This is a genomic window from Roseicyclus sediminis, assembly GCF_025515305.1.
Classification (GTDB): domain Bacteria; phylum Pseudomonadota; class Alphaproteobacteria; order Rhodobacterales; family Rhodobacteraceae; genus Roseibacterium; species Roseibacterium sediminis.
Genome location: NZ_JAOPHT010000023.1, coordinates 30,837 through 51,568, shown reverse-complemented (window position 1 = coordinate 51,568; position 20,732 = coordinate 30,837). Strand labels below are relative to the sequence as shown.

Annotated in this window: 22 protein-coding genes; 6 read left to right on the top strand and 16 right to left on the bottom strand. The window is 67.8% G+C overall.

Annotation, left to right across the window (positions count from 1 at the left end; translation table 11 throughout):
* The 4 genes from N8I71_RS19340 to N8I71_RS19325 all read right to left on the bottom strand — a co-directional run.
* The coding region (locus N8I71_RS19340) for a 3-hydroxyacyl-CoA dehydrogenase NAD-binding domain-containing protein (protein ID WP_262879677.1) at window positions 1-719 on the bottom strand (719 nt) is incomplete at its 3' end.
* An 80-nt stretch (window positions 720-799) separates the two neighbouring features.
* Window positions 800-2,899, bottom strand: a complete 2,100-nt coding sequence (locus N8I71_RS19335) for an acetate--CoA ligase family protein (RefSeq protein WP_262879676.1) — start codon at window positions 2,897-2,899, stop codon at window positions 800-802.
* Complete coding sequence (locus N8I71_RS19330; RefSeq protein ID WP_262879675.1) at window positions 2,896-4,014, bottom strand: acyl-CoA dehydrogenase family protein; 1,119 nt, start codon at window positions 4,012-4,014, stop codon at window positions 2,896-2,898. Before N8I71_RS19330 ends, N8I71_RS19335 begins: the two co-directional genes overlap by 4 nt.
* A complete protein-coding gene (locus N8I71_RS19325; RefSeq protein ID WP_262879674.1) occupies window positions 4,011-5,216 on the bottom strand; it encodes an acyl-CoA dehydrogenase family protein in 1,206 nt (401 codons plus the stop codon). The genes N8I71_RS19330 and N8I71_RS19325 overlap by 4 nt, the downstream gene beginning before the upstream one ends.
* Window positions 5,217-5,315: 99 nt before the next feature.
* On the opposite strand from N8I71_RS19325, the gene N8I71_RS19320 reads away from it, so the two are divergent.
* Window positions 5,316-6,218 (top strand): LysR substrate-binding domain-containing protein, encoded by a 903-nt coding sequence (locus N8I71_RS19320; RefSeq protein ID WP_262879673.1) that lies wholly within the window; start codon window positions 5,316-5,318, stop codon window positions 6,216-6,218.
* On the opposite strand, the gene N8I71_RS19315 is transcribed toward N8I71_RS19320, so the two are convergent.
* The 5 genes from N8I71_RS19315 to N8I71_RS19295 form a co-directional block, all read right to left on the bottom strand.
* The gene (locus N8I71_RS19315) at window positions 6,215-6,913 is read right to left on the bottom strand and encodes an amino acid ABC transporter permease (RefSeq protein ID WP_262879672.1); all 699 of its coding nucleotides are present in this window, start codon (window positions 6,911-6,913) and stop codon (window positions 6,215-6,217) included. The two genes, N8I71_RS19320 and N8I71_RS19315, sit on opposite strands and share 4 nt — an antisense overlap.
* Entirely contained in the window at window positions 6,910-7,599 is a 690-nt protein-coding gene (locus N8I71_RS19310) for an ABC transporter permease subunit (RefSeq protein ID WP_262879671.1), read from the bottom strand. Before N8I71_RS19310 ends, N8I71_RS19315 begins: the two co-directional genes overlap by 4 nt.
* A gap of 7 nt (window positions 7,600-7,606) precedes the next feature.
* The gene (locus tag N8I71_RS19305; RefSeq protein ID WP_262879670.1) at window positions 7,607-8,377 is read right to left on the bottom strand and encodes a transporter substrate-binding domain-containing protein; all 771 of its coding nucleotides are present in this window, start codon (window positions 8,375-8,377) and stop codon (window positions 7,607-7,609) included.
* Between the two features lie 21 nt (window positions 8,378-8,398).
* Window positions 8,399-9,103 (bottom strand): amino acid ABC transporter ATP-binding protein, encoded by a 705-nt coding sequence (locus tag N8I71_RS19300; protein WP_316249268.1) that lies wholly within the window; start codon window positions 9,101-9,103, stop codon window positions 8,399-8,401.
* A gap of 183 nt (window positions 9,104-9,286) precedes the next feature.
* Window positions 9,287-10,174, bottom strand: a complete 888-nt coding sequence (locus N8I71_RS19295) for a BKACE family enzyme (protein ID WP_262879669.1) — start codon at window positions 10,172-10,174, stop codon at window positions 9,287-9,289.
* Window positions 10,175-10,837: 663 nt separating this feature from the next.
* Here N8I71_RS19295 and N8I71_RS19290 point away from each other — a divergent pair.
* Both N8I71_RS19290 and N8I71_RS19285 read left to right on the top strand, forming a co-directional pair.
* Window positions 10,838-11,674, top strand: coding sequence for a pyridoxal kinase (locus N8I71_RS19290; RefSeq protein WP_262879668.1), 837 nt, complete (start codon window positions 10,838-10,840; stop codon window positions 11,672-11,674).
* 8 nt (window positions 11,675-11,682) lie between these two features.
* A complete protein-coding gene (locus N8I71_RS19285) occupies window positions 11,683-12,762 on the top strand; it encodes a methylglyoxal synthase (RefSeq protein WP_262879667.1) in 1,080 nt (359 codons plus the stop codon).
* Between the two features lie 206 nt (window positions 12,763-12,968).
* On the opposite strand, the gene N8I71_RS19280 is transcribed toward N8I71_RS19285, so the two are convergent.
* The 4 genes from N8I71_RS19280 to N8I71_RS19265 all read right to left on the bottom strand — a co-directional run bounded on the left by N8I71_RS19280 (window position 12,969) and on the right by N8I71_RS19265 (window position 16,516).
* Complete coding sequence (locus N8I71_RS19280) at window positions 12,969-13,691, bottom strand: hypothetical protein (RefSeq protein ID WP_262879666.1); 723 nt, start codon at window positions 13,689-13,691, stop codon at window positions 12,969-12,971.
* 104 nt (window positions 13,692-13,795) lie between these two features.
* Complete coding sequence (locus tag N8I71_RS19275; RefSeq protein ID WP_262879665.1) at window positions 13,796-14,461, bottom strand: SOS response-associated peptidase; 666 nt, start codon at window positions 14,459-14,461, stop codon at window positions 13,796-13,798.
* A 100-nt stretch (window positions 14,462-14,561) separates the two neighbouring features.
* A complete protein-coding gene (locus tag N8I71_RS19270; RefSeq protein WP_262879664.1) occupies window positions 14,562-14,729 on the bottom strand; it encodes a hypothetical protein in 168 nt (55 codons plus the stop codon).
* 176 nt (window positions 14,730-14,905) lie between these two features.
* Window positions 14,906-16,516 (bottom strand): bifunctional metallophosphatase/5'-nucleotidase, encoded by a 1,611-nt coding sequence (locus N8I71_RS19265; protein WP_262879663.1) that lies wholly within the window; start codon window positions 16,514-16,516, stop codon window positions 14,906-14,908.
* 136 nt (window positions 16,517-16,652) lie between these two features.
* On the opposite strand from N8I71_RS19265, the gene N8I71_RS19260 reads away from it, so the two are divergent.
* Genes N8I71_RS19260 through arsC form a run of 3 tightly spaced genes read left to right on the top strand, consistent with a single transcriptional unit; the run spans window position 16,653 to window position 18,373 of the window.
* Window positions 16,653-16,988 (top strand): DUF952 domain-containing protein, encoded by a 336-nt coding sequence (locus N8I71_RS19260; RefSeq protein ID WP_262879662.1) that lies wholly within the window; start codon window positions 16,653-16,655, stop codon window positions 16,986-16,988.
* A 3-nt stretch (window positions 16,989-16,991) separates the two neighbouring features.
* A complete protein-coding gene (locus N8I71_RS19255; RefSeq protein WP_262879661.1) occupies window positions 16,992-18,041 on the top strand; it encodes a quinone-dependent dihydroorotate dehydrogenase in 1,050 nt (349 codons plus the stop codon).
* The gene (gene arsC, locus N8I71_RS19250) at window positions 18,032-18,373 is read left to right on the top strand and encodes an arsenate reductase (glutaredoxin) (RefSeq protein ID WP_262879660.1); all 342 of its coding nucleotides are present in this window, start codon (window positions 18,032-18,034) and stop codon (window positions 18,371-18,373) included. The genes N8I71_RS19255 and arsC overlap by 10 nt, the downstream gene beginning before the upstream one ends.
* A 28-nt stretch (window positions 18,374-18,401) precedes the next feature.
* On the opposite strand, the gene N8I71_RS19245 is transcribed toward arsC, so the two are convergent.
* The 3 genes from N8I71_RS19245 to N8I71_RS19235 are packed head-to-tail and all read right to left on the bottom strand — an operon-like array spanning window position 18,402 to window position 20,727.
* Complete coding sequence (locus tag N8I71_RS19245) at window positions 18,402-19,736, bottom strand: MATE family efflux transporter (protein ID WP_262879659.1); 1,335 nt, start codon at window positions 19,734-19,736, stop codon at window positions 18,402-18,404.
* Entirely contained in the window at window positions 19,733-20,254 is a 522-nt protein-coding gene (locus tag N8I71_RS19240) for a PaaI family thioesterase (RefSeq protein WP_262879658.1), read from the bottom strand. The genes N8I71_RS19245 and N8I71_RS19240 overlap by 4 nt, the downstream gene beginning before the upstream one ends.
* Entirely contained in the window at window positions 20,251-20,727 is a 477-nt protein-coding gene (locus N8I71_RS19235) for a PaaI family thioesterase (RefSeq protein WP_262879657.1), read from the bottom strand. Before N8I71_RS19235 ends, N8I71_RS19240 begins: the two co-directional genes overlap by 4 nt.
* Between the last annotated feature and the right edge of the window lie 5 nt (window positions 20,728-20,732).

Sequence of the window (20,732 nt, the reverse complement as noted above, 5' to 3'; positions counted from 1 at the left end):
GGGGGGGGGGCGGTGTAGCCTGCCTGAAGCTCCTCGTGGAGAAGTGTGACGAACTCCCCGAAGAGCGCAGGGTCGCGCGCGCCCATGTAGAACACCGCCGATGGCCCCATCACGGCCCATCGCAGCGCAGGTCCCGCGGACATGGCACGGTCGATGGCCTCGAGATCGGCGACACCCTGCGACCACAGGTAAAGGATCTCTCGAAAGACCGCGAACTGAAGGCGGTTACCGATGTAGCCGTCTATCTCGCGCGACAGCTCGATCACCTCGCAGCCCGACGCGCGGTAAGCGGCGGCAGCCCGCGCGGCCGCCTCCGGTGCGGTATCCCCGCCTGCAACCTCGACCAGCGGCACGAGCCAGGGCGGATTGAACGGATGTCCTATGACGATGCGTTCAGGGTTCCTCGCGTCCTTTCGAAGATCCGTTGCGAGAAATCCGGACGAACTCGACGCGATCACGACACCGGGCGGCACAAGCCTGTCGATCCGGCCCATGAGGGCGCTCTTTTCCTGCCGGTCTTCGGTCGCGCTTTCCTGAATGAAATCTGCTCCCTCCAGCGCGGTCTCGATCCTTGCGTCAAACGATATCCGGTCCGGATCGGCACCGTCGGCCATGCCCATCGCGTGAAGGGTCGGCAGGGCCATCCGCAGAACCTGAGACAGGTATTCGGCGCGCGCGGGCTCGGGATCGTGGACGACGACATCGCATCCGGCGCGCATGAAATGCAGCGCCCAGCCGGCGCCTATCAGACCGCCACCTATGCAGGCGACGCGGCCGGGAAGTTGGGCAGGTAAAGACGTCACTGGGAAGGATCCTCGTCGTTCTCTTGGGTCTTGATGATGACGGCATCGAGCGCGACGACGCCGCCGAGTCCGACGCGAAGCGGATTGATGTCGATCTCCGAGATCCGGGCCGAACAGGCCGCTATCAGCCGCGACAGGGCGACGACCGCCCGGGCGGCCGACGCCACATCTGCTGCGGGCCCGCCCCGAAACGCGGACAGGCGTGGCGCGATGGCCAGTCCGGCGATCATGGACAGTGCCTCCGTCTCGCTTACGGGCGCCAGAGCGAACCGCCTGTCGGCCAGCAGCTCCGCCTCGATACCGCCTGCGCCCACCATCACGAGCGGGCCGAACTGCGGATCGACAATGGCCCCGAGCGCGAGGTCATGCCCGGTCCGCTCCATCCGCGCCACGAGGACCCGTGGCCCGAGGCGGTTGGCCAGATCATCCCACGCGGCCGCGATGTCTCCGGGGGAGCCAAGGTCAAGATGGACGCCCCCCACCTCGGTCTTGTGCAGAAGCGGTGCCGCCGTCTTGAGCACCACCCTTCCACCGAGTTCCCGCGCCGCGGACTGGGCCGCATCGGCGCTCTCGACCACGCGGTGCGGAACGACCGGGATGCCGACGGCCGAAAGAAGAGCGAGGGCTCCGGCCTCGTCGGCGGGGGAAAGGTCTGCGACACGCTCCGCGAGCGCCACGCCGAGGGGGCTGCCAAGCGGCTCCGAAGCCGGAAAGTGCGTCCTGTCGCGACGGGCGAAGAGGTCCCGTATTGCCAGCAACGAGGTTTCGAGCCCGTCGAGCACGGGCAGCCCCCGCGCCTCCATTTCGCGCATGCGGCCGGAGGCGAAGTGGCGCGTCGAGAAACTGGCGGCGACGACGGGTTTGCCCGCCGTGCCCGCAACCCGAGACGCGCCCTCGGCCATCCGTGTCGGGAAGGTATCGCTGTCGGGCACGCCGAATTCCGTGACGATAACCGCCATGGCGGTTCCAGGGTCTGAAACGGCCGTTTCGAGGCATGTCGCGGTATGTGCCGCTAGATCCTTTTCGCCGCCCCAGATATCGAGAGGGTTGTCCACAGACAGTTCACTGTCGAGAACCCCGCGCAGGCGAGCTCTGGTCGGCTCCGCGAAGCGCGCGAGAGGGACGCCCAGCTGGGCACAGATATCGATGGTCATCGCGCGCTGCGCGCCTGAATCGGTCAGGATCGCAAGGCCCCCGGGGCCTGGGACCGGTATCGCCGAGAAGAGGTGCAGCGTGGTCCAGAACGCATCGAGCGTGGAAACCTGCGTCACGCCAAAGCGGCGGAACGCGGCTTCCAGACCTGCGCCGGTGCCCGCGAGACGGCGTGCATGTGTGGCGATGGCCTCCGCCGCCGCAGGACTTCGACCGGGTGCCAGAACGACGACGGGCACGCCTGCCGCGTCCGCTCGCGCAAGCATCGCGACGAACCGCTCCGGCGCGGAGACCGTCTCGAGATACAGGCCCAGCACAGCCGTCTGTGGCATGTCGAGCGCATGATCCATGGCGTCCGCAAGCGTGAGGCCCGCCTCGCGGCCCGGCTGCAGGGTGAGGCTGAACCGTAGGCGCGGATCGACAGAGTTCGCGTAGCTGAACAGGGCTCCCGATTGCACGATCAGCGCGATCGATCCGGCTTCACGGTGGCCGTCCGGGGGCGCGATCCAGGTCGAGAGCTGTCGCCCCGCATAATTCACGTACCCGACGGAATTCGGGCCGAGTAGCGGGATGCCAGCGGCTCGCGCCATGGCTCCAAGACGGTCGCAATCATCCGGACCAAGGTCGCCGAGAACGTGCAGGGCGCCCACACCGGCAGCGATCGCCGCTTCGGCATCGGAAATGATGCGGGCACTGCCCGATGCGATGACCGCAAGGTCGATACCCGAAGGAAGGTCCTTCGGCGCGCTGAGACAGGCGCGCCCGAGGATCGTCTCGTAACGCGGCGTCACCGGGTACACGTCGGGCGATGCGCCGAAGGTGTCCAAGGCCGCGATCACGTCGTGCCCGGGCCGGCCGCTTCTGCCGCTTGCGCCGAACACCGCAATCGATCGAGGCTCGAGCAGGGCGCGAATGTTCGGAACGACCGAATTGCACCCGCTCATGTCAGATCCTCGCCAAGCCTCAAGAGGCGATCGAGGTGCCAGTCGGAGTCGCCGTAGCCGAGGTCGATCAAGGTCAGGCGGGCCACTCGGCGCCCGAGCGGGTAGTCCAGGGTCATTCCCGTGGCGCCGTGGAGCTGCAGGGCCTCCTGCGCGACATGTCTCGCACGCGGCCCCACGTGGGCCTTTGCCGCCGATACGCGCATGGCGCGGGTGATCTCGTCGACGTCGGCGCGCAGCGCATCCAGTGCATCGAGTGTCATCGACCACGCCGTTTCACAGTCGGCATAGGCCTCCACGAGCCGATGCTGCAAAGCCTGGAACGAGGACAGTTGCGCTCCGAACTGCGTCCGGTTGCGGAGGTGTTCGAGCGTCAGCTCCAGGCACGACGTCATCGCACCCACCGCTTCCGCCAGGGACAGAGCCGCAAGTGCGTCGAGTGCGAATTCGAGGGCGGATTGGCCAGCGCCCTCGTCCAGCCTGGCGGATGACGCGAGGACGACGCCGTCGAAATCCAGATCTGCGGCGGACTGGCCGTCAGCGGTCGCGCAGGGTGCGCGCCTCACCCCCGGCGCATCGGTTGGAACAAGGAAAAGGCCCGTTGCTCCCATGCAGGCCGCGGAAACGACGATTGCGTCCGAACGGTCCGCCCAGCGGACGGCGACCTTGCGGCCGCTCAGACGATACTCGCCACCCGGCATCGGTTCGGCAATCGTCGTTTCCGGAACCCGTTCCCAACCCCTGCACGGCTCGGTCCACGCCAGAGGGACAGGCGCGCCGCCGCCGGCCGCATCCGACAGCGCCGAAAGCAGGGCGTCGTGCGCTGGAAATGCCTCGGCGAGCGCCGCCGCGCCACAGAGACCGTCGAGACAGGGCACCGCGATGCCGAGCCGGCCGACCGGCTCCAGCACCAGCGCCGCCGCCGCCACCCCGGTCCCGAGCCCGCCCGCCTCCTCGCGAAGACAGATGGACAACGCACCCAGTTCGGCAAGGGCGGCCCAGGCGGGCATCGGATCGACAGGTGCGCTGCTCGGGGGCGCAAACTCCGGCGCAAGGCGCCTGTGCACGGCGTCACGAAGACTTTCAGCGGTTTCGTCCAGTGCGACGGAACGGATCATAGCCCCAACACCGCCTTCGCCAGAATGTTGCGCTGGATCTCGTTCGAGCCGCCGTAGATCATCGTCTTGCGATAGTTGAAGTGCATTCGCAGCGCGTGGCGCAGTTCCTCCGGCCCCTCGACCGGCATGTCCGGTGCATCAAGTGAGCCGCAATCGAAAATGATCTGCGGGCCGAGGACGTCGGCGGCCATCGCCAGGATGCGGTTCTGTATCTCGGTGCCGCGCAGCTTGAGCAACGCGGCTTCCGCGCCGAGTTCGGTCCCGCCGTGCAAGAGAAAGCGCAACTCCGTGCGCTCCACCGCACGCAGGGCCACCTCGAGCGACGCCAGTCGACGCGCCACGACGGGATCCTCGATGAGGCGTCGGCCGCCCCGACGCTCCCGCTTGCAGAAGGCCTTCAGCCGCTTCAGCGAAGCGATCGAGCGCGACACCTCGGCGTTGCCGAAGCGTTCGGCCGCGAGAAGTTCCTTGGCGATGGTCCAGCCATCGCCCTCCGCGCCGATCCGCTGCCCCGCCGGCACGCGGACAGCGTCGAAGAAGACCTGGTTCATTTCAACGCCGGTTCCATCGAAGCCCTCGATCGGCCGAACCGTGATGCCGGGGCTCTTCATGTCGATGAGGAGGAAGGTGATGCCCTGCTGCTTCCGGCCGGTGGAGTCCGTGCGGAACAGGCCGAACATCCAGTCCGCGATATGCGCTTCGGACGTCCAGATCTTGTGACCGTCGATCACGTATTCGTCGCCGATGAGGCGCGCGGCGCATCGCAGGCTGGCAAGGTCCGACCCTGCCTCGGTCTCGGAAAAGCCCTGGCACCAGAAGGCGTCGCCTTCGAGGATCGGAGGCAGGAACCGCTCCTGCTGTTCGCGTTTCCCGTGAGCGATCAGGGCCGGACCCAGCATTGTAACGCCGTAAATCATCGGCCGTGGCGCGCCGGCCAGCGCAAGCTCGCGCTCGAGAACGAAACGCTCGGCGTGACCGAGGCCCGGGCCGCCGTGTTCTGGCGGCCAGCTTGCACAGGCAAGACCCGCGCCGCGCAGCGCCTTGTGCCAGGCGCGCTGGTCTTCCTTGCCGAGATCCATCCGCTCGGCCGCGCCCTGGGCGCGGACATGATCTGGCAGGGCTCCGTCGATGAAGGCTCGGACGCGGGCCCGGAAAGCCACAAGGTCATCTGTTTTCAGAGGGGCGTCGAGATCGACCACCATGCAACTCCGCAAGATCGTTCCTGCGAAACCTTAGTCGCGATCCCGCCGTGAGGGTTTGCATATTTACGCCCGACTGTTGAATCGCATACACATGAGCGAATGAAGCTGCCGCCCCTGCACTCCATGCGCGCCTTCGAGGCCGTAGCCCGTCTCGGCAGCGTGACAGCCGCCGCAGACGAACTTTGCGTCACCAATTCCGCCGTCAGCCACCAGGTGGCGAAACTCGAGGACTGGATGGGTTTCCCGCTCGTCGAGCGCCATGGAAGGGGAATTATCCTCACGGCGGAGGGCGAACGCTACAAGCGAAGCGTATGCGAGGCTTTCCGCTTGCTGCACAACGAAACCGACATGTTGCGCCGCCAGAGCCAGGACTCGGCCGTACGGGTTTCTTCGCTTCCCATGTTCGCCGTTTCCTGGCTCATGACGCAGATGCACGACTTCTGGGCCCGACACCCGGACGTGCGCGTGGCGCTTCACTATTCCCGAAGCACGACGGAGTGCGACGAGAACAGCACCGACGTGGCGATCCGTTTCGGAAGACCTGGCGATTACCCCGAATTCGTCGCCATGCCATTGCTAGAGGGAACGGCGATCCCGGTTGCGGCACCCGGCTACCTGACCGAAATCGGCTACACGGGGCTCGCGGACTTCGACCGGGTTCATCTGCTGCACGACGACGATCGGGAATACTGGGGGGAATGGCTGGCGTGCGCCGGTCTTGATCGGAAGCTTGCCGAGGGAGGGCCTCTCTTGCCCGACGGAAACCTGACGCTGGCGGCCACGATCGCGGGCGAAGGGGTCGGCCTTCTACGCAGGGCCATCATCAAGCCGCAGCTGCGCAGCGGGACGCTTGTGCCGATCTCCGATATCTCGATTCAGACGGACCTTCACTATCTCGTGCTGACCCCGAGAAACCGCGCCGTGCCTCGCGGCGCCATGCTTTTCGTGCAGTGGCTGCAGTCTCTTCCGGGCACCATGAGGTTGGGCGTCTCTTCCAGCTAGCGTTGCGCCATGCCGCCGCCCATCAGCGGCAAGGCACGCAATCGCGCGACCGCGTAGTCGATGCCCATGACCATGAGCAGGTAGACGAACCCGACGACCAAGAGAGGCGTCAGCGGTTCGAGCCAAATGTCCCCCACGCGCCGCGCGCCCCCCATCAGGTCGTTCACTGTGATGACACTGGTGATCGCCGACGCCTTCATCACCGCCACCGTCTCGTTGCCGAGGCTGCCGAGGGAACCTCTCAGGGCGAGCGGCATCTCGATCCGTGCGAAAACCTGCCTTGGCGTCATTCCGACCGCGCGTCCCGCCTCGATCATCCCGCGTGGAATTGCGACGAACCCACCGCGGAAGATTTCGGCGATATAGGCGGCATTGTTGATCGTCAGGACGAATAGTGCCGTCCTGTAAGGGGACACGAGCACGAGGTCCCAGAACCACGTGCCCCTAAGGGCGGGCACCCTGGGCAGGCCGTAGTAGAACAGGAACAGCAGGATCAAGACAGGCACGCCGCGGAAGACGAAGACGTACGACCAGGCCAATGTGCGTCCCAGCGGGCCGCCTTTCAGCCGCATCGCCGCCAAAGCCGCCCCAAGGACCACCCCCGCCGCCATGCTGAGCAGCGTCAGGGAAACCGTGACCAGCGCGCCTTGCCAGATGGCCGACCAGAAGGCCGGGGATGCCAGCACTCCGCTCATGCGCCCGCCCCCCCGCGCCGATGCGAGCGCCGTTCGAGCAGGTTCTGCCCGATCTCGGCCAAGGCAGATATCATCAGGTACAGCACTGCCGCGATCGAATAGGCCAGAAGCGGATCGCGGATGGCCCCGGAGACGATGGCCGTGCGGCGGCTCAATTCCTCGACACCGATGAGCGACGCAAGAGCCGATACCTTCAGAAGCACGAGGAAAAGGTTCCCCAGGGAAGCGGTCGCGCCGCGCAGGACGAGCGGGATCACGATACGCCGCCGGATTTGGCTTCTGGTCATGCCGACCGCTGCGCCAGCCTCGGAAAGCCCGGCCGGCTGGATCCGCAGCCAGTCAGACATGATGACCCCGGCATAGGCCCCGAATTGCACCGCGAGGGCGAGCCAGGCAGCGAGAAATGGGTCGATCGTCGGCAGGGCGACCCCTGCGCCCGTGCCAACGGTCCGCAGAAGGATATTGACACCATGAAACGCCGCCAGAATGACCAGTATCTCCGGCAGCCCGCGGAAAATGGCGAAATAGATGCTTGCAGCACCGGCTGCGGCTCGGCCCGAGTGGAAGGCCAGAGCCGAAGCCAGTCCCAGAAGGACGGCCGCGGGGAATACCGCGACCGACAGCCCTAGCGTGAACGCCGCGCCGAGCGACCAGAATGCGAAGTAGGGCGCGGCGACCTCAAGCATTACAGGGTCATTCGGAGCTAAGCGCCATGCCGAAGTATCTCATCGCGATCTCGTCCATCGTGCCGTCGCCGATGACCTGCTCCAGGCCCGCATCCATGCGCGCAACGAGTTCTGCCGAGCCCTGGCGGAAGATCCAGCCGCGGCCGTCGCCCGTCCACTGCGGATCGAAAACGGGCTCGGCGACGAAGACGTAGTCGCCCGTGCTCACGAACTGGTCCTGGAGCTGGAAGTTGTCGCTCATGACGGCTCCGATGCGACCCGCATCGAGATCGAGAACGGCCGCATCGATCGTGTCATAGCCCCGGATGTCCGCCTCTTCGCCAAGCATGCCGCGAATGAAGGCGTAGTAGGCTTCGGTCCCGACGATCGTGCCGATGGCCTGACCCTCTATCGCCTCCATGCCGCCCGAGACGTCGGTTCCTTCCGGTACGATGAACCCGTAGCCGACGTTGTAGATCGTGACGCTCGTATCGTAGGCTTCCATGCGGGCGGCGGTCTTTGTGACCGTGGTTCCCACCATGTCGATGGCGCCGGAATCGAGCGCCGTGAAGATGCCGTCCCACGGAACGTTGCTGATCTCGCACCGGGCTTCGATCGCCGCGCAAACGGCTTCGGCGAGTTCCACCTCGAAGCCGGTCAACGCACCGCTCGGCTCGACATAGGCGAAGGGACGGTAGGCGGCGTCGATCCCGATGAGGATCGATTCCTGGGCTGCCACAGGCGCGGCCAGCGTTCCCAAGGCGACAGTCAGGGTCAGGAAGGATCGATTGAGGGACATGGCATTGCTCCTAGGTTGAGGTTAGCGGGAAAAGCGGGAGAGAAAGTTCTGCAGCTCCGGTGTCGTGGGCGAGTCCATGATCGCGGGCGGACCGCGTTCGATGATCGTTCCCCGCGCCAGAAAGAGCGTCTGGGTCGAGACGTCCCGGGCAAACGACATCTCGTGGGTGACGATGACCATCGTCCGCCCCTCCGAGGCGAGATCGGCGATGACGCTCAGAACCTCGCCCACGAGTTCGGGATCCAGGGCCGACGTCGGCTCGTCGAAAAGGATCGCTTCGGGGTCCATTGCGAGCGCCCTGGCAATCGCCACGCGCTGCTGCTGGCCGCCCGATAGCTGCGAGGGGTAGTGATCCGTCCGATCCGCCAGTCCGACCTTCCCGAGGTAGTGTCGAGCGCGGTCGGTCGCCTCGGTCCTGGACAACCCCAGGACCAGCATCGGCCCCTCCGCGACATTGGCCAGCGCGGTCCGGTGCGGCCAGAGGTTGAAACTCTGGAAGACCATGCCAACCCGGGTCCGCAGACGGTCGATCCGCATTCGGTCCGCACGACGCCGCGATCGGCCAGCGGTCGCCGGAAACACTTCGCCGCCCGCGATCACTTCCCCCGCGTCGGGCTGCTCCAGGAAATTCAGGCAGCGGATGAACGTGCTCTTGCCCGAGCCCGACGCGCCGATCAGCGTCACGACATCGCCGCGACCCGCCCACAGGTCGATGCCATGCAGCACCTCGATGCGGTCGTATGACTTGGTTATCCCGCGGGCTGCCAGTACCGGAGCGTCAAGCGGAGACGTGGCAAGCGGGGACGTAGCACGCGGAGAGGTCACGGCACGCACCGCGGCCGTGGGCAGTTCAACGGTCCCTCGGCGACTGATCCCGGTCGGATAGTGGTGACGCTGATCGTCATGCCGTCACCTGCCGAAGTCCGGAAGTCGGAGGATCTCGCGAGCGCGCTCCGGCGAAGCGACGCGGGCGCCGAGGCCCTCGATCAAGGTGCGCGCCTTGGCGACCAGTTGTTCGTTCGTGGCGAGAACGCCCCGCTCTAGGTACAGGTTGTCCTCGAGGCCGACCCGCACGTGCCCGCCGAGAAGAACTGCCTGAGCCGCCATCGGCATCTGCTGGACGCCGAGCCCGAAAGCCGCCCAGTTCGCACCGGCAGGCAGCGCGTTTCGCATGGCGATCATCGCTTCGGGTGTTGCAGGTGCGCCGAAGCGGATGCCCAGACACAACTGGAAGAGGGCCGGCTGGGCAATGTGCCCCTCGGCGATCAGCTGCTTGGCAAGCTCTATGTGACCAAGCTCAAAAACCTCGAGTTCCGGCATCACGCGGGCATCACGGTAGGCGGAGGCCATGGCGCGAAGCCACGAAGGCGTCGTGGCATAGAGCGCTTCGTCGAAGTTCAGCGATCCTGTGTCCAGGCTTGCCAGTTCGGGCCGAAGCTCGAGGATATGCGCCATCCGCTCGGCCGGCCCGACGAAGTCCGTGCCTTCTCCGGGCGGCAGAGGCGCATCCTGAGGACCGAACAGGATCTCGCCACCCATGCCCCCCGTGAGATTGAGGATCACGTCTCCGTTCCGAGCCCGGATGTGCGAAACCAGCTCGCGATACAGGTCGATGTCGCGACTGCCGAGACCGGTCTTCGGGTCGCGCACATGCAGATGGACGATGGCGGCCCCGGCCTCGAAGGCAGCCAGGGCACTGCGCGCGATCTCTTCGGGCGTCACCGGCACATGCACGCTTCTGGATGCGGTGTCGCCTCCGCCGGTGACGGCGCATGTGATGATGACATCTCGGCTCATCTTGAACTCGCGTTGAACTGGCTGACGGAATGCAGCGCCCCATCGCCCCGTTCCACAAGTGATTCAGACGGCAAGCTCGTGAATCAGATTCAATTGTTTGGCGGCAGGGCCCTAAACGGACTCCAACTCGTCTGGATGAGGACGTCCCTTACCCCGCACGGAGACCGCGCCACTCATTGAGGTGTCGGCGCAAGTGGCTGGACCGCTCGCCCCCATCCCGCGTTTCCGGATCCCAACGGTGAACCTTGGGCCAAACCCGTGCCAACAAGACCGAACCATTTCCTGGCTGACGTCGGCGGCACCCTCATGCGGCGGGGCGTCGGCGAGGCCGTAGCGAGAGCGAAAACCGGAAGTCCAGCATGGTCGCCAGGCGGATGATCTCGGGACTGGGAATGAAGTGCTTGATCGGGCCGCGCGTGGTCATGCGCGAAGGCTAGGTGACCGCCCTGCCCCGCCCACGGCCCGGGGTTGTCCGACAGTGCCGACGCCACGGCCATGCGGATGAACGTGGGGCCCCAATCACCGGAAAATCTTCTACGTCACGCACCGGCGCGAGCCAGCGACCTGCCGAGCCCCTTAACGGGTCAAGGGGAACGCGAGCCTTGGAGCGGCGCGCGACCCCGCATAGTCTGCACCGCGACGCCACCCCCCGGAGACCGCGCCATGGCCCCCGTCCTGATCCTGTCGAGCTGGGTCGCCCATGGTCACGTGGGCCTCTCGGCAGCCGTTCCGGTGCTGCAGGCGCTGGGGCGGGAGGTGACGCAGCTTCCCACGGTGATCTTGTCGAACCATCCGGGCTGGCCGCATGTCGCGGGGCGGCGCGTCGCGGTCGAGGAACTCGCCGCCATGGCAGATGCGCTGGAGGCGAACGGCTGGCTCGGGGCGGCCGGCACGCTCCTGACGGGCTACCTGCCCTCCCCCGCCCACGCGGAATTCGCGGCCGACCTCGCCCGGCGTATGCGGGCAATATCTCCGGGCCTGCGGGTCGTGGTGGATCCCGTGCTCGGCGACACGCCCAAGGGCCTCTACATCGACGCGGAGGCCGCGGCGGTCCTGCGCGACCGGCTGGTGCCATTGGCCGATGTGCTGACCCCGAACGCCTATGAACTCGGCTGGCTGACCGGGCAGCGGGTCGCGACGCTGGACGAGGCCGTGATCGCCGCGGATCGGCTGCGGGACAGGACGGGCGGGGCCGAGGTTCTGGTGACCTCGCCGCCCCTTCCGGACGCGACGGGGCTTCTCTGGGTCGCAGCCGAGGGGGCCGCGGTATACAGGACCGCCCGCGCCGACCCGGCCCTCGTTCCGAACGGGTCCGGAGACGTGTTCGCCGCACTGATCGCGGCCGGCCTGCCACCCGGCACGGCGCTGGGACAGCTTGCGGCGCTGGTGACGGAAAGCCTCGGCGCCCCGCATCTGCGCATCGCCGAGGGCGCGGAGCGCTGGAAGACGGGCGCCCCCGTCCCATCCGAACCATTGACCCCGGCCCCGCAATGGCGGTGAGGTGAGCCATGGGTTTCGATTTCATCCTGATGCTGACGGAGAACGACCGGACGATCCCGGATGCCCGCGCCCGGCTGGAGGAGGCGCTGGAGGGCGGCGTCCGGCATATCGGGTTCAAGGACGTGGGCCTGCCGCTCGCCGAACTTCGCGGTCTGGCCGATGCGATCCGGGCCGCCGGCGGGCGCTCCTATCTGGAGGTGGTCAGTCTCGACGAGGAGAGCGAGATGGCCTCGGCGCGCGCCGCGGTCGATCTCGATGTGGACGTGCTTCTGGGGGGCACGCGTGCCGGAGCGGTGACCGCGATCACCCGCCACCACCCGCTGCGCTACTACCCATTCCCGGGGCGGATCACGGGACATCCCAGCGTGCTGGAGGGGCCGGCGGAGGAAATCGCGGCCTCTGCGAAGTCGTTGGCCGCACTCGAACATGTCCACGGGCTCGACCTTCTTGCCTACCGTTTTGACGGCGACGTGCCGGCCCTGATGGCCTCGGTCTGCGCCGCGGTGGCCAAGCCCGTGATCGTGGCGGGCAGCATCGACAGCGCCGAGCGTGTCGAGGCGGTCGCGCGGGCGGGCGCGCAGGGCTTCACGGTGGGCACGGCGGCTCTGGCCGGGGTCTTCCCGTCCGAGACCGAAGGCTTCGCGGGCCAGGTGCGCGCCATCCTCGCCATCACGGCGAAGGCGCGCGCGCAATCGACGGCACCCCGGCGCATCGCGCTCGTGGCCCACGACACCCGCAAGGCGCATCTGCGCGCCTGGGTCCTGCGCCATGAGGCGCAACTGAAGGGTCACCGTCTGATCTGCACGGGCGGGACGGGACGGGTCATCGCCGAGACCGCGCCCGGCCTTCTGGTGCACCGGCTTCAGCGCGGCGGGCGCGGCGGCGACCAGCAGCTGGCCGCCTTGATCGCGACCGGGGAACTCGATGCGGTGGTGTTCTTCGCCGATCCGACCGTGCCGCATTCGGGCGACGTCGACCTCCAGGCGCTGACGCGGCTGACGGTGCTTCACGACACGCCTCTGGCGCTGGGGCCGTCTGGGGCGGACCTGCTGGTGGCCGGGCTGCTCGACGCATCGGGCGGCGCCTGAGACCGGAAAACCCGACGCCCGCCACCCGTCACGCGTGAAAAAACCCAGAAATCGTTTCCGCACCGCCCAATTTCAGCCCCGAACGAGGGGCATTGTCATGGTCATGGAAACGGCGGGCGCCCCCTCCCTCGTCTGCCGAGCCAACCCTCCCTGACCCGACTAGGGCCGCATCCTCCCCCGGATGCGGCCCTTTTTTCGGGTACGGGTCAGTTCACGAGGCGGCGGCGCAACTCGGCCAGCGCCTCGTCGGAGAGATCCCGGCCGCGTGTGACGACGGCAAGCGCGTCCCCCTCGAGCCCTTCTGCCTCCTCGTAGATCCCGGCCGCGTCGTTCGAAAGACCCGCGAGGCGGCCGAGTTCCTCCTCGTAGCCGGCAAGCGCGGCAAGCTCGCCCTCAAGACGCTCGAGGTCGGCTTCGTAGGTCTCGGGTTCCTCGTCCAGCTCGGCGATCTCGGCTTCGATCTCCCCGGCGGTGCGCCCGTCGAATGCGTCGCGGAATTCGACGTAGTCGCGGTAGGCGTCCTGCCAGGCCTCGTAGGCCTCGGCCGTCTCGGACATCCGTTCACGCAGGGTGTTGAGCTGGCCGACATTGCTGTCGGGTGCGGCGTTCAGCATCGCGTTGATGTTGGCATTCGCGGCATTTGCGTTGCGCAGCTCGCTGGCTATCGCGCCATGGCCGTTGCCCCCGGCATGCCCGTTGCCGTTGCCGTTTCCATTGCCGTTGCCGCCGTTCCCGTTTGCGCTGCCGCCGTTGCCGTTTCCGTTCCCGTTGCCCCCGTTGCCATTCCCGTTGCCCCCGTTGCCATTCCCGTTGCCGCCACGCTCGGCGTGAGCCGCGTCAGTGTCGAAGCCGGGAACGGGCGTGAAGCCGGACGCGAGCGGAAGGGCAAGTGCGATCACAGCCACCGTCCGGAAAAGTGTGTCCCTCATCGTCATGTCAGTCTCCTCCTGCGTTTTCGGACCGGCAGGTGGAATAGGACGGGAACAAGTTGGGAATCCGGCCCGTTTGCGGCAGGAATATGAACTGGGGTCGCTCAGGCGGCGATCGGCTCGATCAGCTCGGGGCCCTGCGCGCGGTTCGAGTTGACCCTCGGATCCACGCGCCAGCGCGCGTAACGGCCCTCGGGCGCGGCCTGCATCAGCGTTGCGGCGCCGTGCCCCTCCTCACCCAGCCACTTGGCCCAGTCCTCCGGCGCCAGGCTCACCGGTTCGCGGTGATGGGTCTCGGCCATCCAGGGTGAGGCCGCCGTGGTGACGATGGCGAGCGTGGTGAAGGCGTCCTCGCCACGGGACCAGTCCTGCCAGACCCCGGCCAGGACCAGCGGCGATCCGTCGGCGGGCGTGAAGTACCATGGCAGGCGCGCGCCGTCCTCGCCCTTGGTCCATTCGTAGAAGCCCGTCACCGGCACGAGGCAGCGGCGCTCGCGGCAGGCGGCGCGGAAGGCCGGCTTTTCCGCGATTGTCTCGGCGCGCGCGTTGATGAGGAGCGGTCCGTCGGTGGGGGTCTTGTACCAGTGCGGAAGGAACCCCCAGCGCATCGGCCGCAGCCTGCGGCTGCCGCCATCCGCGGTCACGACGGCCACGGCCTGGGTGGGGCAGATGTTGTAGCGGGGAACCTCCGGCAAGTCGTTCGAGGGCGCGGCATCGAATAGCCGCGCCATCGCGTCCGAAGGGTGGGTCATGGTCATCCGCCCGCACATGGGCGCAAGCCTAGTTGCCGTCGTGGGGACGGGCAAGCGGGGCGGACGTGCCGGCAAGTCCGCGTGGAAATGCCGGCGTTTCCGGATCCCCGCGCGGGTCTCAGGCGCCGTAGACCGCCTTGCGGGCGATGAGTTCGGCGTCGCCGGGGTAGATGCCGAGGTCCTCGATGGCGAGGTCCCGGTTCAGGCGCGCGATCTCGGCCACGGTGCGGTTGTAGGCGGCGCGTTTCTCGGCCGCGGAGCGGAGGTAGGTGATGATCGAGGTCATGGGTGAGCTCCTTTCATCTGCTGCTCGTGTCCCTTGTTCGTGACCCTGATATGATAGCGCTAACCCCCGCGACAATTGACGCTTCTCGAAACCCGAGTTGCATTTTCTGCAACGCAGCAAAAAGGCCGGCGCGGGGGTCCGCGCCGGCCTGTCTCGATGGCTCGGGTCCGCCCCGGTTATTCGACCTGGGCGATACGGCCGTCGGTGTAGGGCGTGTAGGGGCTGTTCGCGCCGATATAGGTCGCAGCAACCTCCTCGAGGCCCGGCCCGAAGTCGTAGGGGTTCATCGCCTCGTTGGCGAAGACCGAATAGCCGTCGCCGCCACCGCGCATGAAGTTGTTGGACACAACGCCATAGGTCGCTTCGGGATCGAGCGCCGTCCAGGTGCCGTCCATGTCGACCTCCACCGACACGATGCGCGAGCCCGGTTCGGCCGACGCGTTCCAGGTGAAGCGGAGGCCCGAGACCTGCGGGAAGCGGCCCGCGCCCTCTTCGACCTGGCTCACGCCGTTCTCGAGCGCGGCCAGCACGCCCGCGCCGGTCAGCTGGAAGGTGGCCAGCGTGTTCTGGAACGGAAGCACCGTGAAGACCTCGCCCATGGTCACCTCGCCCGCGTCGATGGACGCGCGCAGGCCGCCGCCGTTGGCGATGGCGATCTGGATGCCCTGGTCGCGGACACGGTCGAGCATGGCGTCGGCCACGAGGTTGCCCATCGAGCATTCCATCGCGCGGCAGACGGAGCGGTCGCCCTCGATGAACTCGGTCGTGTCGCCCACGATCTCGCCCATCGCCTCCTCGATCGGGCCGGCAAGTTCGGCCACGCGGGCGGCGATGTCCTCGTCGGGCGTCACGCTGGCGTCGAGGAGCATCGTGTTGCCATCGGCGTAGATGACCTCGCCCGCATCGTCGAAGGTGACCTCGAGGTGGCCGAGATACTTCGAGTAGGCATAGGCCTGAACGACGGGCACCATCACGCCATCGGGGTTCGAGATCCACAGCGGATAAGGTCCGTCGCGATCGGGGTCGTCGGCCGAGAGGTAGGTGTGCGAATGGCCGCCCACGATCACGTCGATGCCCGTCGTGGCCTCGGCGATGCGGATGTCGGCGGGCAGGCCCACATGGGTCAGCGCGATGATGATGTCGACGCCGGCCTCGGTCAGCGCATCGACGTCGCCCTGAAGCGAGTCGATCTCCTCGCGGAAGATCACGCTGTCGCCGGGCGAGGAAATCTCCATCGTGTCTCGGGTCAGCGCCGAGACGATGCCGACCTGGATGCCGTTCACGTCGAGGATCACGCTGTCATCCACACGGCCGTTCAGCGCGGGATCCTGGCTGACGTCGAGGTTGCCGGAGACGACCGGGAAGGTCACCGCGTCAAGGAGCGGCAGTAGCCCTTCGGGTCCGTTGTTGAACTCGTGGTTGCCGAGCGCCATGACATCGAAGCCGATGGCCTCCATGAACTCGCCCGCGGCCGCGCCGCGATAGGTCGTGAAGAACAGGCTGCCCTGGTACTGGTCGCCGGCGTCGAGGACGAGCACGTTCTCGCCCGCGGCCTCCAGCTCGCCCCGGATCTGGTCGACGGCGGTGGCGATGCGCGCCACGCCGCCGAAGCATTCGCCCGCCGCGTCGTCTTCGGCCGGGCAGGTCGAGTCGAAACGGTTGATCGGCTGAATCCGGCTGTGCAGGTCGTTGATGTGTAGGATGTGCAGCGTGGTCTCCGCCGCGGCAGGCGCGGCCATGGCGAGACCCGCCAGAATCGCGGTGGACCCGAGAATCCGTGCAGGCATCATTGCTCTCCCGTATGTGTTGGACGGCCGCCAGATTGGCGGGCCGCGGTCTCCAAGTAAAGCGCGGATGTGACGGCGATGTAACGGGTACGCGCGGCCCTTGACGCCACGGCATGGGCGCGTCAAGTGAGCGCTCATGCACATCTACAAGATCCTCCGCGCCTCCGAATGGGAAGAGCTGGACCGCCTCGGCGAGACGGCGGGCGCGCCCGTCGATGTCGCGGACGGGTTCATCCACTTCTCGACCGCCGAACAGGTGGCTGAAACGGCCGCCCGCCATTTCGCGGGCGCGGACGATCTGATCCTCGCCGCCTTCGAGGCCGAGGCGCTCGGGCCCTCCCTGAAATGGGAACCCTCGCGCGGCGGCGCACTCTTCCCGCATCTCTACGGTCCGCTTCGGCGCACCGACGTGACCTGGCACGCGCCCCTGCCGCTGCGGGACGGCGCGCACGTCTTCCCCGAGGGGCTCTGAGCCATGTGGGAGCGCTTTGGCCTTTCGGTGATGCGCCGGATGGATCCCGAGCGGGCCCACGCGCTGGCGCTGGCCGCGCTGAAAACCGGGATGCTGCCGCTGAAGGGGCCCGTCACCTCGCCGAGGCTCGCCGTGCGGCTGGCGGGCATGGACCTGCCCAACCCCGTGGGCCTCGCTGCCGGGTTCGACAAGAATGCCGAGGCGATCCTGCCGCTCAGCCGTGCGGGCTTCGGCTTCATCGAGGTGGGCGGCGTGACCCCGCGCGCCCAGGAGGGCAATGCGCGGCCACGGCTCTTCCGGCTGACGCCCGACGCCGCCGCGATCAACCGGTTCGGCTTCAACAACGAGGGGATGGAGGTGATCGCCGGCCGCCTCGCCGAAGCCCCGCGCACCGTGCCCCTGGGCCTGAACCTCGGCGCCAACAAGGACAGCCCGGACCGCGCCGACGACTTTGTGCGGGTGCTCGCGCGCTGCGGGCCGCATCTCGACTTCGCGACGGTCAATGTCTCTTCCCCCAATACCGAGCGGCTGCGCGAATTGCAGGGGCGCGCGGCGCTGGAACGGCTGCTGGCCGGCGTGATGGAGGCAAACGCCGCCCTGCCCCGGCCGATCGCCATCTTCCTGAAGATCGCGCCGGACCTCGAGCATGAGGCGCTGGCCGAGATCGCCGAAGTCGCGGCGTCGAGCGGGATCGCCGGGATCATTGCCACGAACACCACGCTTTCGCGCGAAGGCCTGACCTCGCACCACCGGGACGAGGCGGGCGGACTTTCGGGCCAGCCGCTTTTCGAGAAGAGCACGCGGGTTCTGGCGCAGCTTTACAGGCTTACCGAGGGCCGGATGCCCCTGATCGGGGTCGGAGGCGTGGCGAGCGTGGACCAGGCGATGGCCAAGCTTCGGGCGGGCGCGACGGCGATCCAGCTCTATACCGGGCTGGTCTATGGCGGGATCACGCTGGGCGCCCGGATCGCGGAGGGGCTGGACGCGCGGCTCGCCGGGGATGGGCAGAGCGTGGCGGAGGTCACGGGAACCGGGGTGGACGAATGGCTCTGACGCTGTGGCACAATCCGCGTTGCTCGAAATCGCGGGAGGCGCTGGCGCTCCTGCAGGCGCGCGGCGTGGCGCCGGAGCTGCGGCTATACCTCAAGACGCCGCCGACGGAGGCGGAACTCCGCGGGATTCTGGCCCGCGTCGGGGTCCCGGCCGGCGGGCTCGTGCGTCGGAAGGAGGCCACCTTTCGCGACCTCGGGCTCGCGGACGCGGACGAGGCGGCGCTGGTGGCCGCGATGGCCGCGCACCCGGTACTGATCGAGAGGCCGATCCTCGACGACGGCGTGCGCGCGGTGATCGGGCGGCCGCCCGAGGCGATCCTCGACCTTCTCTAGAAACCCGGTAAAGCCGGCACCTCCGACCTCACGCGGCCGCGCGTTCGAGCGCGGGGTATCGGAAGGCGAGCGTCACGCCGCGCAGCACGAAGAATCCGACAAGCGCCGCCCAGAGCCCGTGATTGCCCCAAACGGGCACCAGCAGGGCCACCATCACCACATACCCCGCGAAGCTGACGGCCATCATGTTGCGCATGTCCCGCGTCCGCGTGGCGCCGATGAAGATGCCGTCGAGCATCCACGACGCCCAGCCGGCAAGCGGCCCGGCCACCATCCATGGCAGGTAGTCGCGCGCCGCCGCCCGCACCCCCTCGGCCGTTGTCATGAGGTCGATGAAGACGCCGCCCGCGGTCAGGAACATCAGCGCCATGAGCGTGCAGACACCGAGGCCCCAGATGCTCGTCAGGATGGCCGCGCGCCGGAGCCTTGCCGCCGCCCGCGCGCCCATGGCCTGTCCGACCAGCGCCTCGGCGGCGAAGGCGAAGCCGTCCAGCGCGTGGGCCGTGACGTAGACGAACTGGATCAGGACCTGGTTGGCGGCGAGCGTCACGTCGCCGAAATCCGAGGCGAGGAAGAGGAACGAGGTGAAACCCGCGAGCAGAAGGAGCGAGCGGATCAGGATATCCACGTTCACCGCCGCCATGCGCCAGAGCTTCACCTTGTCGAAGACCCGCTCCCAGTCGCGCCACGCGGGCACCGCGAAGGCGCGGCGGCAGAGCCAGAGGCCCAGCGCGAGGCCGCTCCATTCCGCGACGAAGGTGCCCCAGGCGACACCCGCGACCCCCAGGTCGAGACCGAGGACAAGAAAGGCCGAGAGGGCGATGTTGAGGCCGTTCTGCAGCACCTGCAGCGCGAGGACTGCGCCCGTCCGCTCCTGTGCGATCAGCCAGCCGGTGATGCCGTAGATCGCGATGGCCGCGGGCGCGGAGAAGACGCGGATCGAGAGATATGTCGAGACCAGCGCCTCAACCTCCTCGCTTGCCGGCGACAGCCACAGCGCGGCGGCGAAGAGCGGGACCTGCAGCAAGATGAGCGCAAGACCGGCCCCCGCCCCGATCATCAGGACGCGCGTCAGCAGCGCCGCCACCTCGGCGCCGTCCCGTGCGCCCAACGCCTGAGCGGCGAGGCCCACGGTGCCCATGCGCAGAAAGCCGAAGGCCCAGTAGACCGAGGTCAGGATGACCGCGCCGAGGCCCACGGCGCCGATCGGGACCGGATCGCCGATCTGGCCGACGACGGCGGTGTCGACGATGCCCAGAAGGGGCGCTGTCGCGTTCGAGATCACGACCGGCACCGCGATTTTCAGCACGCGGGCATGGCTGAGCGGTGCGGGCTCGACGATGGTCTGGCCGGCCGCGCTCACCCCTCGCCGCCGTCCCGAACCGGCATCAGGAAATGCCCCGTCGCCTGGGCAAAGAGCCGCTGTCGGTTATCCTGCCAGGCCTCGACGTGGACGCTGGCATAGCGCCGTCCCGAGCGATTGACCCGCGCCCGAGCATAGGCGTCCCGCGGCAGCCCCGAGCGCAGGTAATCGACCGTGAAGTCGATGGTCTTTGGCAGACGCGGCAGCGCATCCGGGCCCAGCGCCTCGACGTCGAGATCGCCGCTTTCGATCTCGTCCCAGAGCATCTGGAACGACAATTCGACGATCGCGGCCACTTCGAGGAAGGAGGCGATGGCCCCGCCATGAAGCGCCGGCAGGGTTGGGTTGCCGATCAGCTTCTCGTCATAGGGCATGACCGCCGTCAGCTCGTCGCCGCGCCGGTCGAAGCGGATTCCCATGAACCCGACATAGGGAACACCCTCCGTCAGCGCGGCAAGCGCCCGGTCGCGGCGCTGCTTGACGAGGTGCACGGGTTCGGGCGGGCGGCGCAGGCTCATTTTCCGCCCTCCCCGCCGCTCTGGCGCTGCACGGTGAAGGCCCCCGTCGCTGCGGCCACCGGCAGCCCTTCATCCGCGTCCCAGGCTTCCGCCCGGACGAAGGCGACCGACCGCGTGACGTGGTAGCATACCGCCCGCGCCGTGATCCGCTCGCCCGCCGTGGCGGGGCGCATGTAGTCGATCCTGAGGTCGATCGTGGCGGTGGCCGAAACGGCATCGGGGTGGCACATCACCGCCGCGCCCCCGCAGGTGTCCATGAGCGCCGAGACCGCCCCGCCATGGATGACGCCGGTCCTCGGCTCGCCCACCAGCGCGGTCTCGTAAGGCATGGAGATCACGGCCACGCCGTCTCCCATCTCTTCCAGGCGCATTCCCAGAGCCTTCGAGAAGGGAATCGCCTCGATGAATTGCCGCGCGATCCGCGCTTTCTCGTCGCCGCCCGTCTCCGGGGTGTCGGAACCCTCGCCCGCCATGCCGT